The sequence below is a fragment of the Nocardia sp. NPDC050435 genome (assembly GCF_040655395.1).
GTDB lineage: Bacteria > Actinomycetota > Actinomycetes > Mycobacteriales > Mycobacteriaceae > Nocardia.
Genome location: NZ_JBFAJW010000001.1, coordinates 205,897 through 222,806, shown reverse-complemented (window position 1 = coordinate 222,806; position 16,910 = coordinate 205,897). Strand labels below are relative to the sequence as shown.

12 protein-coding genes are annotated in these 16,910 nt (G+C 70.1%); 5 read left to right on the top strand and 7 right to left on the bottom strand.

What is annotated here, in order from left to right; all coding sequences use genetic code 11:
- The first annotated feature begins 267 nt into the window (after nt 1-267).
- The gene (locus tag AB0I43_RS01045) at nt 268-858 is read left to right on the top strand and encodes a hypothetical protein (protein ID WP_356972305.1); all 591 of its coding nucleotides are present in this window, start codon (nt 268-270) and stop codon (nt 856-858) included.
- 58 nt (nt 859-916) lie between these two features.
- On the top strand, nt 917-3,151 hold the full coding sequence (locus AB0I43_RS01040; RefSeq protein ID WP_356972304.1) for a serine/threonine-protein kinase: 2,235 nt from the start codon (nt 917-919) through the stop codon (nt 3,149-3,151).
- A gap of 8 nt (nt 3,152-3,159) precedes the next feature.
- On the opposite strand, the gene AB0I43_RS01035 is transcribed toward AB0I43_RS01040, so the two are convergent.
- Together AB0I43_RS01035 and AB0I43_RS01030 are read right to left on the bottom strand one after the other, a co-directional pair.
- Entirely contained in the window at nt 3,160-3,519 is a 360-nt protein-coding gene (locus AB0I43_RS01035; RefSeq protein ID WP_356972303.1) for a hypothetical protein, read from the bottom strand.
- Between the two features lie 97 nt (nt 3,520-3,616).
- Nucleotides 3,617-5,635 carry an AMP-binding protein gene (locus AB0I43_RS01030; protein WP_356972302.1) on the bottom strand — a complete coding sequence of 673 codons (2,019 nt, stop codon included), beginning with the start codon at nt 5,633-5,635 and terminating at the stop codon, nt 3,617-3,619.
- Nucleotides 5,636-5,918: 283 nt separating this feature from the next.
- Between AB0I43_RS01030 and AB0I43_RS01025 the strand changes: the two genes are divergently transcribed.
- Both AB0I43_RS01025 and AB0I43_RS01020 read left to right on the top strand, forming a co-directional pair.
- Nucleotides 5,919-6,140, top strand: coding sequence for a hypothetical protein (locus tag AB0I43_RS01025; protein ID WP_356972301.1), 222 nt, complete (start codon nt 5,919-5,921; stop codon nt 6,138-6,140).
- Entirely contained in the window at nt 6,140-7,363 is a 1,224-nt protein-coding gene (locus AB0I43_RS01020) for a hypothetical protein (RefSeq protein ID WP_356972300.1), read from the top strand. The genes AB0I43_RS01025 and AB0I43_RS01020 overlap by 1 nt, the downstream gene beginning before the upstream one ends.
- Nucleotides 7,364-7,423: 60 nt before the next feature.
- On the opposite strand, the gene thpD is transcribed toward AB0I43_RS01020, so the two are convergent.
- The 5 genes from thpD to AB0I43_RS00995 all read right to left on the bottom strand — a co-directional run bounded on the left by thpD (nt 7,424) and on the right by AB0I43_RS00995 (nt 11,447).
- The gene (gene thpD, locus AB0I43_RS01015; protein ID WP_356973115.1) at nt 7,424-8,260 is read right to left on the bottom strand and encodes an ectoine hydroxylase; all 837 of its coding nucleotides are present in this window, start codon (nt 8,258-8,260) and stop codon (nt 7,424-7,426) included.
- Nucleotides 8,261-8,326: 66 nt separating this feature from the next.
- Nucleotides 8,327-8,722: an ectoine synthase gene (locus tag AB0I43_RS01010; protein ID WP_356972299.1), complete on the bottom strand. Its 396-nt coding sequence runs from the start codon at nt 8,720-8,722 to the stop codon at nt 8,327-8,329.
- On the bottom strand, nt 8,719-10,020 hold the full coding sequence (gene ectB, locus AB0I43_RS01005) for a diaminobutyrate--2-oxoglutarate transaminase (protein ID WP_356972298.1): 1,302 nt from the start codon (nt 10,018-10,020) through the stop codon (nt 8,719-8,721). The genes AB0I43_RS01010 and ectB overlap by 4 nt, the downstream gene beginning before the upstream one ends.
- Nucleotides 10,017-10,499 carry a diaminobutyrate acetyltransferase gene (ectA, locus tag AB0I43_RS01000; protein WP_357431154.1) on the bottom strand — a complete coding sequence of 161 codons (483 nt, stop codon included), beginning with the start codon at nt 10,497-10,499 and terminating at the stop codon, nt 10,017-10,019. The genes ectB and ectA overlap by 4 nt, the downstream gene beginning before the upstream one ends.
- 237 nt (nt 10,500-10,736) lie before the next feature.
- Entirely contained in the window at nt 10,737-11,447 is a 711-nt protein-coding gene (locus AB0I43_RS00995; protein ID WP_356972297.1) for a response regulator transcription factor, read from the bottom strand.
- Between the two features lie 340 nt (nt 11,448-11,787).
- Here AB0I43_RS00995 and AB0I43_RS00990 point away from each other — a divergent pair, with 340 nt between their 5' ends.
- Nucleotides 11,788-16,854 carry a cation-translocating P-type ATPase gene (locus AB0I43_RS00990; RefSeq protein ID WP_356972296.1) on the top strand — a complete coding sequence of 1,689 codons (5,067 nt, stop codon included), beginning with the start codon at nt 11,788-11,790 and terminating at the stop codon, nt 16,852-16,854.
- The last annotated feature ends 56 nt before the right edge of the window (nt 16,855-16,910 follow it).

Below are 16,910 nucleotides of genomic sequence, written 5' to 3'. Positions count from 1 at the left end.
CCACAGCCCCAGGACGGATCCGGTTCGGCGCTCCCGGCCGGGACGCCGGGTTCGGTCCCATCGCCGGGACAACCCGCTTCGCCGGGCTCCTACCAGGCAGCAGGCCAGGGCGGCGATCACGCGGCGGGCCAATCACCCTGGGGTGCGGTCCCGGGGCAAGCCGCACCTACCACGGCCGACCGAGCAGGCTACCCAGCGCCGCACGGCTCCTATCCCACCCCCGGCCAGCCGGTCCCGCCTGCCGGTTTTCCGGGCGCGGGTCAGCACATGCCCGCGAGCCCGCCCCCGTACGGCGCGCAGCCACCGAACCCGTATCAAGGACAAGCCGTTCCGCCCGGATACCCGGCGGCCCACGGTCAGCGGCCGGGCTATCCGCCGCAGCCCGGCCGACCGGGTGTCGCCCTGGGACGGGTGGCGGGCGCGCTACTGCTGGTCGCCGCGATTCTGGCGGGGATCGAGCGGCTGGTCTTCGGCGGCAGGTACTACTTCCGAACCGATTTCTGGCTCGAAATACCCTTGATCCTGATTCTGCTGGCCGCCGTGGTCTCGGCGGTGCTGCTGCTGATCGGGCTGCCGTCTCCCGCGCTGCGCACGTTTGCCGCGGCCGGCGCGGGCATGTTGCTCACCTCCGGCCTGACCGCGGTGATTTTCAACAGCCGGTTCTCCGGCGTCGTATCAGGCGTCGCCCTGCTCACGCTGCTGAGCTTCCTACTCAACCTCGCCGCCCTCGTCCTGGCCATGGTTTCGGCCGGTAAATCCGGTGCCGCGACAGCCCCGCCTCCGGCCCAGTGGACCCCGCCCGCACCGGCACCGAACGCCTGGGGTCAGCCGACGCCGCCCCAGTACCCGCCGCACTGACCTCCCGCAGTTGCCCGGATGCCCGGACGTTGTCGGTAGCCGGGGTTACGATGCGCACATGGCGCATCCGGCTCCGGTGGTCTCGGGGGCGACGGTCGCGGCGGGCCGATCGCCCGGCACCGGGGTGGCCGAGGTGGTGGCCCGGTTCGCGCAGGCCTGGCGCGAACGGGACGAGCCGCCGTCGCTGCCGGAGTTCCTCCCGGATTCCCCGGCGATCCGCCGCGTCTCGCTCATCGAGTTGATCAAGGTGGATCTGGCGCACCGCTGGGCCCGGGCCGCCGCGCCCAAGCGGCTCGCCGATTACGCGGCGGAGCTGCCCGAACTCGCCGGCTGGCCGCTGCCGCCGGATCTGATCTACGAGGAGTTCCACGTCCGCAAGCAGGCGGGCGAGGCGGTGGCGCTCGCGGAATACACCGCGACGTATCCGGCCCAGGCTGAGCAGCTTTCGGAGCTGCTGGCCACCGACGATTACCACAGCACGCTGCTGTCGGCGGCCGAGCCCGCCCGGCTGGAAGAGATCGAGGCCGGGCAGCGCATCGACGATTTCGATCTGATGACCGGCCTCGGCCGGGGCGCGTTCGCCCGGGTGTTCCTGGCCCGGCAGCGGTCCATGCAGCGGCTGGTCGCGGTGAAGATCTCACAGGACCGCAGCGCCGAACCGCAGACGCTGGCCCAGCTGGATCACGACTACATCGTGCGGGTCTTCGATCAGCGCGTGCTCGAGGACCGCGGCCTGCGGCTGCTGTACATGCAGTACGTGCCGGGCGGCACGCTGTTCACCGTGCTGGAGCGGGTGCGGCGCACCCCGCCGGAGCAACGCCGGGGCCAATTGCTGCTCGACGTCGTCGACGAGGTGCTGGCGGACAAGGGCGAGATCCGCCCGGGCGAATCCCCGGTGCGCGCCGAGCTGGCCGGGCTGTCCTGGCCGGAGACCATCGCCTGGCTGGGCCGCCGGCTGGCGCGCGCGCTGGATTACGCCGACCATCGCGGCGTGCTGCACCGCGATATCAAGCCCGCGAACGTGCTGCTGACCGCCGAGGGCGAGCCGAAGCTGGCGGATTTCAACATCAGTTTCAGCGGCTCGGTGTCCGGCGCCAGCCCCGTGGCCTATTTCGGCGGCTCCCTGGCCTACATGTCGCCGGAGCAGCTGGCTGCGGTGCACCCGGACAAGCCGGGCACCGCCGCCGACCTGGACATCCGCAGCGACCTGTTCGCGCTGGCAGTGGTGCTGTGGGAGCTGCTGACCGGCGCCAAGCCCTTCGCCGACGACGGCGTCACCGGCGGCGACCGCACCACCCTGGACGGCATGCTGGAGCGCCGCGAGGCCAGCCCGGAGGCGCTGCCCTACGCCGATCTGCCGGCGGACTGCCCGGCCACCCTGCGCCGCGCCCTGGCGCGAGCCCTGGAGCCGGACCCGGACAAGCGCTGGGCCGACGGCGCGGAGCTGGCCCAGCAGTTCGACGTCTGCCTGGACGCCCGCGCCCGCGACCTGGTGGATCCCCCGCCGAACAGTCCGCGCCGGCGCGCGCGGGCGCTCATGCACCCGATCATGGCCTGCGCCATCGCGATTCCGAACGCGCTGGCCATCTGGTACAGCTACCACCACAACCGGACGCTGATCATCGGCAAGTTCGACGCGGCGGCCCAGCACCGGTTCGATCAGATCGCGCTGACCACCTACGGGCTGTGCTTCCTGGTCGGTTTCATCGTGACGAATCTGCTGCTGGTGCGCCTGTGGTCGACCGCACGGGGGCTGGCGCGCGGGCAGAGCTACGACGCGGCCACGCTGGCCCGGGTGCGCGCCGACACGCTACGGCTCGGCACTCGCAACGTGCTGACCTGTTTCGCGCTGTGGGCGCTGGCGGGCATCGTGGTCCCGCTCTCGGTGCGGCTCACCGGCAACCACATCGCCGGGTCGGATTACCTGCACTTCTTCATCACCCAGATCGTCTGCGGCGCGATCGCCATGGCATATCCCTATTTCCTGGTGACGTTCTACGCGGTGCGCTGCCTGTATCCGATGTTCCTGCCGCACGGCGGCATCGGCGACGACGACCGCCGCCGGCTGGAGCAGTTGGATCGCCGCAGCACCTATTTCCTGGCCATCGCGGCGGCGGTGCCGCTGCTGGGGGTCGCGGGCGCCACGTTCATTCCGGTCGCCGACATGGGCGGGGTGATCCTGGCGATCCGGGTGCTGTGCGTGGGCAGCGCGCTGGCCTTCCTCGCCGTCTACTGGCTGTTCCGCATGCTGGAGAAGGACCTGAACGCGCTGCAACGCATCGTCGTTCGTTAGCGGCTAGGTCACTTCACGGCCGGCGCGGCGTCGGGCTTGGTGCACAGCGCGTGCGCGGTGTCGTTGAGCTGCGCGACGTAGGGCGTGATCATGCCGTTGTCGCGCAGCACCATGCCGGCTTCGACCTCGTTGACCGAACCGACGTAGGCGCTGGCGACCTTCTCGGTCTGCAGCAGCTGGATCGGCGCGGCGGTGTCCTCGGCTTCGAGCGCGGCCTGGCGCAGGCCCGCGTCGGCGCAGATCTGCGACGGCGCGGCGCCCTGCTTGCCCGCCACGACGACCATCTCGTGGTCGGCGTGCGCGATGCCGGACATGGCGACGAGCATGCCGGTCACGGCGACACCGACGCCGAATGCACGGATTTTCATGTGAGCCTTTCCGAACAGTTGCGTGTTCGGGCGTGAGCCCGGCCCGGGGCGGTCCCGAGCACCACGGTTATTCGGTGGGGCGGTGCGGGCGGATGGGTCAACTCGGTTGGACGAGTGTCCGTTTCAGGATCTTGCCGGTGGCGTTGCGCGGCAGCGCGTCCAGGAAGGTCACATCGCGCGGGACCGAGAAGCGGCTGAGCCGGTGCCGGATGTAGTTGCGCACCATGTCGCGGTCCAGCCCGAATCCCTCGCGGGTCACCACGAACGCGGCCAGCCGCTGCCCGTATTCGCGGTCCGGGACCCCGACCACCGCCACCTCGCTGACCTGCGGCAGGTGCGCGAGCGCCTCCTCGACCGGGCGCGGGAAGACGTTCTCACCGCCGGAGATGATCATCTCGTCGTCGCGGCCCGCGACGAACACCAGTCCGTCGGCGTCGATGTAGCCGAGATCGCCGGTGTCGAGCATGCCCTCGGCCTCGGCGGGCGGGGTCGCGTCGGTGTATCCGTCGAAGAGCATGTGGTTGCTGACGAAGATCCGCCCGGTGACGCCGCGCGGGACCGGGCGCAGTTCCTGGTCCAGGATCGCCAGCCTGGTGCCCAGCGGCGGGCGACCGGCCGTGGTGGGGGCGGCCCGCAGGTCGGCGGGATCGGCGATGGTCGCCCAGGACACCTCGGTGGATCCGTACACGTTGTAGAGGGTGTCGCCGAAGATCTCCTGGAACCGCCGCACCGTCGAACCGGCCAGCGGCGCACCGCAACTGGCGACGATGCGCAGGCTGCTGCGGTCGTAGTGCGCGAGCACGTGCGGCGGCAGGTCGAGGATGCGGTTGATCATCACCGGCACCACGATCAGCGCGCTCACCCGATGCTGTTCGATCAGGCGCAGGGTGTCCTCGGCGTCGAATCGTTCCGGCAGCACCACACTCGCCCGGATCGGGGTGCTGATCTGTAGCGCCGCCAGGCCCCAGGTGTGGAACAGCGGCGCGGGGATCAGCATGGTCTCGTCCATCCGGAACGGGATCCGCGACAGCAGCGCCGCGACGGTGCCGAAACCCTTGGGGTGCGGGCGGCGGGCGCTCTTGGGGGTGCCGCTGGTGCCGGAGGTGAGCACGATCAGGCGGCCGGGCTGCGGCGGGCGGGAGAACGCGGGCGCGTCCAGCATCAGCAGGTCGTCGACGTTCATCGGGCCGTCCGGGCGCGGCGGCGAGGTGGAGTAGCGCGCGATGCTGGGCGAGACGTATTTGAGCAGATGCTCGTACTCGTCGTCGCGGAAGATCGCGGCCAGGCCGTGCCGCTGCACCACCTCCTCGATCTGCCCCGCCGAGAGCCCGGTGTTGAGCAGCACGGTGTCGACGCCCAATTTGCCCGCGGCGACCATGCATTCGACCATCGGCGCGCTGTTGCGGGCGAGCAGTCCGATGCTGGTGCGGGGCCCGAAGCCGAGCGTGGCCAGCGCGGCGGCGAGACGGTGGGTGCGCTGGTGCACCGCGGCGAAGGTGTGCTCGACGTCGGGGTCGGCCAGCCCGAGCCGCTTGGGCGTGTAGGCGGCGGCCGCCGCGTAGCCGCCGGCCAGATTGAATCCCCATTTCGCGAGGCCGCCCAGTTGCTTGAGGCCGCGGTCGAATCGATAGGAGCGCACCACGCCGGTGGTGACCAGTTGCCGGGCGATGTTCACCTGTAGCCGGGTCGCGGAGTCCTCGCCGTTGACCAGGATCGAGGTGGGCGCACCCTGGATCGCCTCGGCCACGCGCGTCAAACCCGCGCGCGCCCAGCCGATCACGGCGAGGTTGTCGAATTCGGCCAGGATCGGATGTATGCGGCCCGCGCCGAAAATGGTGACGGTGACCCGGGTTTTCTCGGCCTCCAGGGCGGCGTCGACGGTGCGGCGCAGCCGGATCGCGACGAAACTTCCGGTGGCCGGGCACTGCAATTCGAGTATTTCCCGTTCCCGCGCGACAACGAGATCGATCGGCGGTACGGTGATTTCCGTACCGGACACGCTGGCTCGAATCGACAGGATCACTCGCGTTTCTGAATTTTCTTGTTCAGCGGTTCCGATACCGGAAAACATTCGCGTGTAGGTCTGCGGCTCCAGCAGCAGATCCCACATCGCCATGCTGTCGACCTCGTATTCGAGATCGACTGTGATGACATCGGTTATCAATGGTGTGCATTTCTGTCGGCCGATCTCCAGGTGCAGACAGATCGGCGTGTGCAAGTATTTGTACGCACCGGTAACAGCAACGTCAAGAGCCGATCTCTTTGCTCGGCGATTGCCGCGGGCGTGTCAATACCCCGCCGCGCGCGAAAAGTCTCAGCTTCTGTTCCTCCCGGCAGAATATGATCGAGATATCCACGCGCGCAGTGTTGTTCGCGAGGATGAGCAGAACGGGAGAACCATGACCGCCAGAGCCGAACTGGAACGCGAACTGGGTGGTCCACTGGCCGCCCTGGATCTGCTCTCCGACAACGACATTCGCGAATTACTGATGACCTTCCGGACAGCGCGGCGGATCGAGGCGGCCATGCTGAACGAATCCGTGGACAGCGTCGTGGGCACCCTGCCCTGGCCGCTGCGCACCCCCGCGAAGAAGATCATGTTCGGCAATCGGCTCGGCTGATGGCGGATCTGGTCACCCACGCGCAACTGGTCCTGCTCGCCCGGACCTTGCACGTGCCGGCCGAACGGCTGGCACATCTGGAGCGGCTCGGCGCCGCGGCCCTGCACGAGCTGCAACAGCGCATGGCGGCGGTGATCTTCGCCCAGCACGCCGCGACCTTCGAGCGGATCGGCAAACTCGTGCCGGTGATTCCGCTGAGTATCTCGATTCCCTTGGTGCAGAAGCTCGTTCCGCCCATGATGACCGGTAGAGCGGCGGGCGCCGTGGGTGTGAAGTATCCCAAAAAAGCCGCGGATGCCGTCTGGATGCTGGAGCCCGGCTACGCCGCGGACTGCGCACCCTATCTGGACCCGCACACCGTCGGGCAGCTCGCCGACGTGGCGCCGCCGGAACCGATCGTGCGCATCACCAACGAGGTGCTCCGCCGCGGCGACTACGTCACGGCGGGCCCGTTCCTCGCCTACGCCACCCCGGCGCTGATCCGCGCCATCGAGGCGGGCGTCCCCGACGACGAGGGCCTGATCCGCTCGGCGGCCTACGCGTACTCGGGCGAGAATCTCAGCGGCGTCATGCGCCAGCTGCTGCACGGGCGCTCACACCGCATACCGCGGATGGTGACCTCGGTGCTGGAGGGCTCGGCCGAACTGCGCCTGGCCGCGCTGTCGGTGTTCGCCCGCTGCGACAGCGACGTGGTCGGCGCGGTCGGCGAGCTCATGTTCGAATTCGGCGCGGCCAGTGCTATCACCGAACTGATCGAGACCGCCATCGACGCGGGCTCGGTACCCGAGCTGCTGCGCTTCGCCGGCAATCTGCGCCCGTCGGCGCTGGACAGCCTGGCCGCCAATCCCGTGGTGGGCGATCACGCACGCCTGTCGAAGGTGGTGGCCGCGCTGGAGGGCGCGGACGAGCCCGCGCTGTGGCGGGGCCTGCTGAGCTGGATCGAACGCGCAGATTTCGCCGTGCAGCGCCAGGTCACGGCGATGATCGCGGACCTGACCGATCCGACGCTGCTCGCGGTGCCCGGGGCGGCCACCGAGGCGCGGATCTGGCCGGCGCTGCTGCGACTGCTGGCCGAAGCCGATGTCGACACCCAGGCGCTGTTCGGCGAGGTGTGGGCGTTGCTGATGCCGGCCGTGCGGCACGATCTGCAGCGCCGCGTCTCCGACCTCGGGCTGGACACCCGATTGGCGACGCTGACCGTCACCCTGGACATCTACGCGTGAACCGCTGCCCGCGTGCGCCTCTCGCCCCGACGACCGAGGCGCACGCGGGACAGCGGAGTTCTACACCGGGGTGAAATCGCGCGCGGCGATGTAGCCGGGCCGGCGGCCCGGCGCCGCGAACGGCTCCACCAGGGTGTTCTCCACGCTGTTGAACACCAGGAAGATGTTCGAGCGCGGATAGGGAGTGATGTTGTTCGACGACCCGTGCATGATGTTGGAATCGAACAGCAGCGCCGAGCCGGCCCGCCCGGTGAACTGCGTGATGCCGTGCCGTTCGGCCAGCACCGCGATGTCCGAGGGCGTGGGCACGCCGATCTCCTGCTCCTGCAACGACTCCCGGTAGTTCTCGGCCGGCGTGGTGCCCTGACACGGCACGAAGGTGCGGTGCGAGCCGGGCATCACCATCAGGCTGCCGTTGACCGGATAGTTGTCGGTCAGCGCGATCGACAGGCTCACCGCACGCGGCGCGGGCATGCCGTCCTCGGCGTGCCAGGTCTCGAAATCGGAGTGCCAGTAGAAACCGTTGCCGCGGAACCCGGGCATGTAGTTGATCCTGGTCTGATGCAGGTACACCTCCGAGCCGAGCACCTCGCGGGCCGGCCCGGTGATCCGGGACTGGCGCACCAGATCGGCGACGGCGGCACTGAGCTTGTGCACCTCGAACACCGAGCGCACCCGATTCGAAGAGCGCTCCCGGATCACCCGATCGTCCTCCGCGAGAGCGGAATCGGTGGCCAGGCGGGCGATCTCGGCGCTGAACTCGGCCACCTCGGCGGGGCTGAGCAGGGCGTCGAGCACAGCGTAACCGTCGGTGCCGAACGAGGCGAGCGCCTCGGTGCCGATCTGGCCCCACACCGTGGGGTCCATCCGCTCCACATGCCGGATCGGACCGCCCATGCGAGTCGGGTAGTTGTCCAGCAGGTCCGTCTCAACGGTGTGCTGCAACACCATTCGTTACCTCCCTCAGTTGTCGTCGACGACCACCAGCGGGTAGACGCCGTTCTCGTCGTGGACTTCCTTTCCGGTGACCGGCGGATTGAACACGCACAGCATCCGCATCCGCGTCCGGGTTTCGAGGCGGTGCTTCTCGTGCCCGTCGAGCAGATACATGGTGCCGGGGGCCAGCGGGTAGGTGACGTCGTTGTCGAGGTCGGTCAGCGTGCCCTCGCCCTCCACCAGCCACACCGCTTCGACGTGGTTCTGGTAGTGGAAGACGTGGGTGGTGCCGGCCTCGATCGTGGTCTCGTGGAAGGAGAACCCGACCCGGTCGCCGCCGAGGACGATGCGCTTGGAGCGCCAGCCCTCGGCGCCGACGTCGCGGTCGGTGCCGGTGATCTCCGCGGTGGTCCGAACGATCACTGGTTGCCGTCCTTACCCAGGTGGTGCAGGCGCTGCCAGCCGGTGCACACCGTGTCGATGGCGCCGGTGAGCAGGTGCAGGCCCAGATCGAGTTCCTCGTCGGTGATGGTCAGCGGGGGCAGCAGCTTGACGACCTCGTCGCTCGAGCCCGAGGTCTCCACCAGCAGCCCGCGCTCGAAGGCCACCTGGGCGACCTTGCCGGCCTGCGACGGATCGTCGAACGCGATGCCCTGCACCAGCCCGCGACCACGGGTGGACAGGCCCGGGAAGTACTCGGCGACCTGGCTCAGTGCCTCGTTGACCCGCTTGCCCTTGGCCTCGGTGGCCAGCTGCAGGGTGTCGTCGGACCAGTAGTGCGACAGCGCGGCCTCGGCGGTGACGAAGGCCGGGTTGTTGCCGCGGAAGGTGCCGTTGTGCTCACCCGGCGACCAGACGTCGTGCTCGGGCTTGAACAGCACCAGCGCCATCGGCAGACCGTAGCCGCCGATCGACTTGGACAGCGTCACGATGTCGGGTGTGATGCCGGCCACCTCGAAGGAGAAGAACGGGCCGGTGCGGCCGCAGCCCATCTGCACGTCGTCGACGATCAGCAGGATCTCGCGGGCCGCGCACAGCCCGGCCAGGTGCCGCAGCCATTCCGCGCGGGACACGTTGACGCCGCCCTCACCCTGAACGGTCTCCACGATCACCGCGGCCGGGCGGTCGAAGCCCGAGGAGGTGTCGTCGAGCACCCGCTCCATCCACTGGAAGTCCTGGGTGGTGTTGTCGAAGTAGCCGTCGTAGGGCATGTGCGCGGCGTGCACCAGCGGCACGCCGGCGCCGGCGCGCTTGGCGGCGTTGCCGGTGACCGAGAGCGCACCGAGAGTCATGCCGTGGAAGGCGTTGGTGAAGCTCAGGATGGTCTGGCGGCCGGTGACCTTGCGGGCCAGCTTGAGCGCCGCCTCGACGGCGTTCGCGCCGGTCGGGCCGGGGAACTGCACCTTGTAGTCGAGGTTGCGCGGCGTCAGGATCGTGTCGCGCATGGTTTCGAGCAGCTTGCGCTTGGCGCCGGTGGACATGTCCAGGCCGTGCGTGATGCCGTCACTGGCGATGTAGTCCAGCAGCGGCTTCTTGAGCACGTCGTTGTTGTGGCCGTAGTTCAGCGCGCCGGCGCCGGCGAAGAAGTCCAGGTACTTCTTGCCGTCCTCGTCGCGCAGCCAGGCGCCCTTGGCGGTGGTGAACACCGCGGGCCAGGAACGGCAGTAGCCGCGGACGTTGGATTCCAGCTCGTCGAAAATGGTCGTCTCGGCGGTAATCACTTTCGGGCCTCCTGATCGATCGGGGCAATGCGATATAGGTCTTCGGCTTCGTGGCTGTCCGGGAACAACTCCGGATCGAACATCGCGGACTTGGTGATCTGGGCGCCACGACGCCGAGCCACCGAGGAGAACATCGCGATGGAACCGGGGTTGTCCGGCGCGATGGTGGTTTCCAGAACCGAAACCCCGTGCGGGGCAACGGTGTCGAGCAGATGCTGAATCATCTCGGTGCCGGTGCCCAGCCCCTGCTGGGCCTGCTCGACGGCCACCTGCCACACGAACACGGTGTCCGGGGCCTCGGGCCGCAGGAATCCGATGACGAATCCCACGACTCGGCCGTCGACCTCGGCCACCACGGAGGATCCGTGGAAATCGCGACACCACAGCAGGTAGGCGTAGCTCGAGTTGGTGTCGAGCACTTGCGAATCCTTGGCGATTCGCCAGATCTGCGCGGCGTCGCCGACGCGCGGGGCGCGCATGACCGGGGCGGCGAGGCGGTCGATTTCAGCAATAGTGCCGTCGTCGAGCGTGGGCAGTGTTGGTGTGGACATACATCTCCCTCTTCGGGTCTGCAGTACTTACACAGCTTTGCGAGCGAACTTTGCGGTGAACGTGTCGAACTCTTTGCGGTTGTGTTACGAACAGGAAACATCGCCTGGTCAGAGGGCATCACGAACTACCGGCACGCGGCCGGTTAGCGGGATTCCCGGTGGGTTCTAGCCTTGGACATCCAGGCGGTAGCCAAGGCCACGGACGGTGACCACGATGCGTGCGTCGGACGGATCGCGTTCGATCTTGGTGCGGAGCCGGCGGATGTGAACGTCGACGATGCGCTCATCGCCGAAAAAGCCGTCGTCCCAGACGCGTTCGAGCAGCAGTGCGCGCGAGAGCACCCGCCCGGGCGTTTCGGCGAGTTCACAAAGCAGCCGGAATTCGGTGATGGTGAGGTGGATCTCCTCGGTTCCGCGCCGGACGGCGCCGGAATCGGGGGTGAGCACCAGCGGCGCGTCGGGCAGGGCGTCGAGCACGATCTCGCGCGGAGCGTCGCGTTCGGCCGTCAGCCGGGCCCGGCGGCGCAGGGCGCGCATGCGGGCGGAGATCTCCTTGATCTCGAACGGCTTGGTGACGAAGTCGTCGGCACCGGCCTCCAGCGCGGCCACCACGTCGTGGGTGTCGTCGCGGGAGCTGATGACGATGATCGGCACGTCGTGCTCGCGGCGGATCTCCCGGATGCAGTCGAAGCCATCCATGTCGCCGAGCATCAACTCGACGATCATTACATCCGGTACGCCCTTGCTGCGCAGGTAGGACAGTGCGTCTTCGGCCTCGTTCGCCTCGGAAACGTCGTAGCCCTCGTCCTCCATCGCCAGGCGCAATTCGCCCCTGACTTTCTCGTCCTCGTCAACGATCATCAGGTTGGTGCTCAAAAGGTCCTCATCCCTTGCCAGAGCGGACCACGTCAGTACGGAAACTCGCATCCCCATACCGACGCGACATTCCGCCTTCGAGCAACTTGCCAACCCGGGGGATACCCGAACCGGTCGTTCGGTAAACCCCTTGTAACAGGCGGGTTAGTTGCTGGCTATCTCCAACCCTGTGCTGATACCCGCTCGGAATGCAAGTTCGCGGTGAGCTTGGCCACAATCGGGCGAACCTTGGAATATCGTGTGAATTCCGCCGCTGGAGGGTGGACTCCGCCGTGAAAGCGGAGTAAGGACAATGCTTTTCGCCCCGTTTGCCGCATGCGCCCCTGGGTAGCTGCCCACTATGGCCTTCTCACTGCGCAGCACGATGTCGGAAACGCTCCGCGGCGGTTCACTGTTCGCCCTGGGAATGGGTCTCAAGGTCGCCGAAATACCCATACAGGCCTTGGCATCCGGCGGCCGGGCCGCGGCGGACGGTCTCACCGCGCTCGCGCCGGAGCAGTTGCGTTCCGAGCTGGGCGCTCTGCTGGACCCGAGTCCCGAACGCACGCAACGCCGCGTGGCCGTGCACGAGGACCGCGCCTCGATCGAGGTGCACGGCCTGGCGACCGGCAAGCACGCCGAACTCGTCCCGGAACTGGAGCGGGAACTCGAGCACCACCCCGCCGTGCGGGAGTGGAAACTCAACACCGTGACCGGGCGGATCGCCGCCGAACTCGCCCACGGTGCCGAGGACCTGCCCGAACTGCTGCACGTCGTCGAGCAGATCGAGGAGGACGCCGATGTCGCCGACCTCGGCTGGAGCCGGCGCACCGAGTTCCCGGCCGATCGAGAACCGCTGCTGGCGGCCGGAATCCAGGTCGCGGGTGATCTGGCGGCGCTCGCGATCTCGACCGTGGGGCTGGTGCTGCCGTTCCAGCCGCCGCTGCGCGCGCTGCGCGGCGTCGCCGCCGTCATCGATACCCAGCCCCGGGTGCGGCGCGTGATCGAGGCTCGATTGGGGCGCACGCGGGCGGATCTCGTGCTCGCGCTGACCAATGCCTTCGGCAACGCGGTCAACGACAGCGCCGCCGAGAGCGTGGCGAACCTGCTGGTCGACACCGTGCAGCGCACCGCGACACTGACCGAGGCGCTGGCCCGCAACCAGCGCTGGCGGGCCTGGGAGGCGGAACTGGCCGCCACCGGCAGCCCCGGCGTGGCCACACCGCTGCCCCCGCACACCCGCCCCTGCGAGCTGCCGCCCGGCCCGGTGGAGCGGGTCGCGGACGAGACCGCGGCGGGCGCGCTGTTCGGCGCGACCGCCTTCGCGGGCAGCGCCCGCGCCGCCGAGGCCGCCGACGCCCTGCACCTGGGTGCACCGAAGGCGGCACGCGCGGCACGCGAAGCGTACGCGGCGGCGGTGTCGACCACCCTGGCCCGAGCGGGCGTGCTCACGCTGTACCCGGCGATGTGGCGCCGCCTGGATCGGCTCACCACGATCGTGATCGACGGCGAGGCCCTGCTGACCTCCCGCCGCGTCGTCCTCGAGGCCGAGGCCCTCGACCCGCGCTGGCGCGATCGGCCCGACGCGAAATCCGAAGCGGCAGAAGACGACCAACGCGCCGCCGCGCACGTGTGGAGCGCCGCGCAGCGGCTGCTGCGGGCGGCGGCGGACGAAAACGGCGCTGTCCGTCCCGATTCCGGCGCGCGTGGCGGTGCTGCGGACACCGAGTCCGAGGAGGCCCCGAGGGAGCGGCCCGCCACCAGCCGGGACTCGCGCACCGCCGAAGCTGGCGGTCGACAGCCGGGCAGCGCCGAGGCCGGATCCACCGATCGAGGCGTGAGCGCCGAGTCCGGCATGGCCGGGGAGTCCACCGGGCAGAGCGCGGATGGGATCGGCGCGCGGTTGCGGCTGGTGCACCCCGATAGTGGGAAGCCGGATCAGGGGGCGACGGCGCGGCCGGCGTGGCGGGAGTTGCGGGAGGGCTCGCGGGTGGTGGGGCGGGTGCTGATCGGGCGGGAGCTCGATCGGCACGCGCATGCGCTGCTGACTGCGGCACGGAGCGCCGGGCTGCGGGTGGTGCTCGCCGCGGGGGCCGATGGGGCCGAACTGCGTTCGCTGGCGGACGAATTCATCGATACGGGGGTGTCGCTGAGCAAATGCGTGCACAAATTGCAGGAGAACGGGCATGTGGTGGCGGTGCTGAGCCCGCGGGCGCACAAGGCGCTGGCGTGGGCCGACGCCGGAATCGGGTTGTGCGGCAGGGAGGGTGAGCGCTTGCGGCTGCCGTGGAGCGCGGACGTGGTGTGCCGGGATCTGAGCCAGGTGCGGCGCATTCTCGCGGCGGTCGCGCCCGCGCGCGCCACGAGTGAACGCGGGCGCGCGCTGGCGCTGTCCGGGGCCGCGCTGGGCGCGCTGCTGCTGGCCACCGGGCCGCAGCGACGCGGCCGCACCTCCCCCATGCTCACCGCGCAGGTGCTCGGCTTGGCCAACGGCGCGCTCAGCGGCTGGCAGGCGGTGCGCGGCACTCCCGCGGCCGCCCTGGCCCCGCTATTGCATTGGCACGCACTGGAACCCGACGAGGTGCTCTCCCGCCTGCCGGATCCGCAGCCGCTGGCCGAGCGGACCGCGCCGCGCCGCTCCGCCCGCGACCAACTGCTGGCCCCGCTCGCCCCGGTCCTGTCCTTCGGCAAGCACGTCCGCAACGAACTCGCCGACCCCCTGACCCCGATCCTCGGCGTGGGCGCGGTCGCCACCGCCATCCTCGGCTCCCCCTCGGACGCGATCCTGCTCTCCTCGGTCCTCACCGTGAACGCCGTCGTCTCCGCCCGTCAGCGCCAGCGCGCCGAAAACGCCCTCGACCATCTACTGGCCGGCGAGGAACTCACCGCACGCCTGGTGGACGCAATCCATTTGCGCGACAACGCATCGGCACGCATCGCCGCCGATCAGCATTCGGAGGCCAAGACCGGAACCGACCAACGCGATCAGCGCTCGGAGGCCGACACCGCAGCCGACCAACGCGATCAACGCTCAGAGGCCGAGTCGGTAGACCTAGAACCGGACTCCGCTACGGCTGCATCCGACCGCGCACGCGCGCTGCCACCCACGTCCCGGTCCGAAACGGCCAACGAGACCGCACCGACACGCACCGGTGAAACCGCAGCGCCACGCGGCCTGCGCACCCGCGATCTGCAAGGCATCGATCTCTCCGACAAGGCTCTGCGCGGCGCGCAGGTGCCCGCGCGTCAGCTCCGGGTCGGCGATCTCATCGCCCTGCGCGGCGGCGATGTCGTCCCCGCGGACGCCCGGCTGCTGCTGGCCGACGATCTCGAGCTCGACGAGTCGGGCCTTACCGGTGAATCCATCACCGTGCCCAAGGATCTGGCCGCGACCCCGGGCGCGGAGCTCGGCGATCGGGCCTGCATGGTGTTCGAGGGCAGCACGGTGGTCAGCGGCGCGGGGCTGGCGGTGGTGGTCGCGGTCGGCGCGGAAACGCAGGCGGGCCGGGCCGCGGCGGGTGCGGTGCCGCCCGAAAAGGGTGGTGTGCAAGCGCAGTTGCGGCGGCTGACCCAGCGGGCGCTGCCGCTCACCCTGGCCGGTGGCGCGGCCGTCACGGTCCTCGGCGGGCTGCGCGGACGCACGCTGCGCACCGCCATCGCCGACGGTGTCGGCGTCGCGGTGGCGGCGGTGCCGGAGGGGCTGCCGCTGGTGGCCACGGTCGCGCAGCTGGCGGCCGCGCGGCGGCTCTCACGCTACGGGGTTCTGGTGCGGGCCAGCCGCACGGTGGAGGCGCTGGGCCGGGTGGACACCCTGTGCTTCGACAAGACCGGCACCCTCACCGAGGGCCGCCTGCGCCTGACCACGCTGGCCGATCTGCACGACCAGTGGGAACCGGACGCCGATTCCGACAGCGCGCGCCGGCTGCTGCGCGCGGCCGCCCGCGCCTGCCCCGACCCTGCCGACGGTCCCGTGCTGCACGCGACCGACCGCGCGGTGCTCGACGCCGCGGAAGTCCTCGGCGACGACGCCCGCGCCTGGGATCCGATCGATGAGATCCCCTTCGAATCCAATCGCGGCTACGCCGCCGCCCTGGGCCACACCACGCGCCGGCTGCGCCTGGTGGTCAAGGGCGCGCCCGAGGTGGTGCTTCCGCGCTGCACCCGCCTGCGCACCGCAGACGGCAAGCAGGAGCTGCCGCCGGACCTGCGCGAACGGGCCGAGCAGACGGTGCGGTCGCTGGCCGAGCAGGGGCTGCGGGTGCTGGTGGTGGCCCGCCGCGATCTCTCCGATCGCCCGGACGACGTCGAGGACGCGATCGGCGAACTCACGCTGCTCGGTTTCCTCGGCCTGGCCGACACCGCCCGCCCGCAGTCGCGGCCGCTGGTGGACGCGTTGCAGCACAACGGAATCAGCGTCCGGATGATCACCGGCGATCATCCGGTGACCGCGGCCGCGGTGGCGCGGCAGCTCGGCATCGCGGCCGAGCGGGTGGCCACCGGCGCCGATCTGGACCGCCTCGACGAGCAGGCGCAGACCGAATTGATCGAGCACAGCACCGTTTTCGCGCGGGTCACCCCGGAGCAGAAGGTACGGATCGTCGCGGGCCTGCGGCGCGCGGGTCACGTGGTCGGGATGACCGGCGACGGCGCCAACGACGCCGCCGCGATCCGCAGCGCCGACATCGGAATCGGATTGGCCGCACACGGATCCGCCGCGGCCCGCAATGCCGCCGACCTGGTGCTCACCGACCCCGATCCGACCGCGCTGCTGCACGCCCTGGTCGAGGGTCGCGGGATGTGGCAGCGCATCAACAACGCGGTCGGCGTCCTCGTCGGCGGCAACGCGGGCGAGGTGGCGTTCACCCTCTACGGCACCGCCGTCGCGGGCGCGGCGCCGCTGGGCACCCGCCCGTTCCTGCTCGTGAACATGCTCACCGACATGTTCCCGGCGCTGGCACTGGCGCTCGCGCCGGACCGCGACCGCCCGGATCCGGGCGCGGACGCCGCCGCGGCCGCCGCCCAGCGCGCGGCTCAGCTCGCCCAGATCCCGCCCGCACAGCTGGGCGCGGAATTGGCGCGCACCATCGCGATCCGGGGCATCGCCACCGCCGCGGGCGCCTCCGGCGCCTGGACTCTCGCCCGCTACACCGGCACTCGGCGGCGCGCCGCCACCGTCGGCCTGGTCGCGCTGATCGGCACTCAGCTCGGGCAGACGCTGCTCTCCGGCCGCACCAGTCCGCTGGTGTGGGTGACCACCGCCGCCAGCGCGGGCGTGCTCGGGGTCATCGTCATGACGCCGGGCCTGTGCCACTACTTCGGTTGCACGCCACTGGGTCCGGTGGGCTGGGGCATCGCCACCAGCTCGGCGGTCGCGGCCACCGCCGGCGCGGCGGTGCTGCCGCGGCTGCTCCCGCAGCCCACGGCCTGAGCCGCCGGCACGCACGAAGCGGGGCCCGTGATCCCTGGGATCACGGGCCCCGCCTG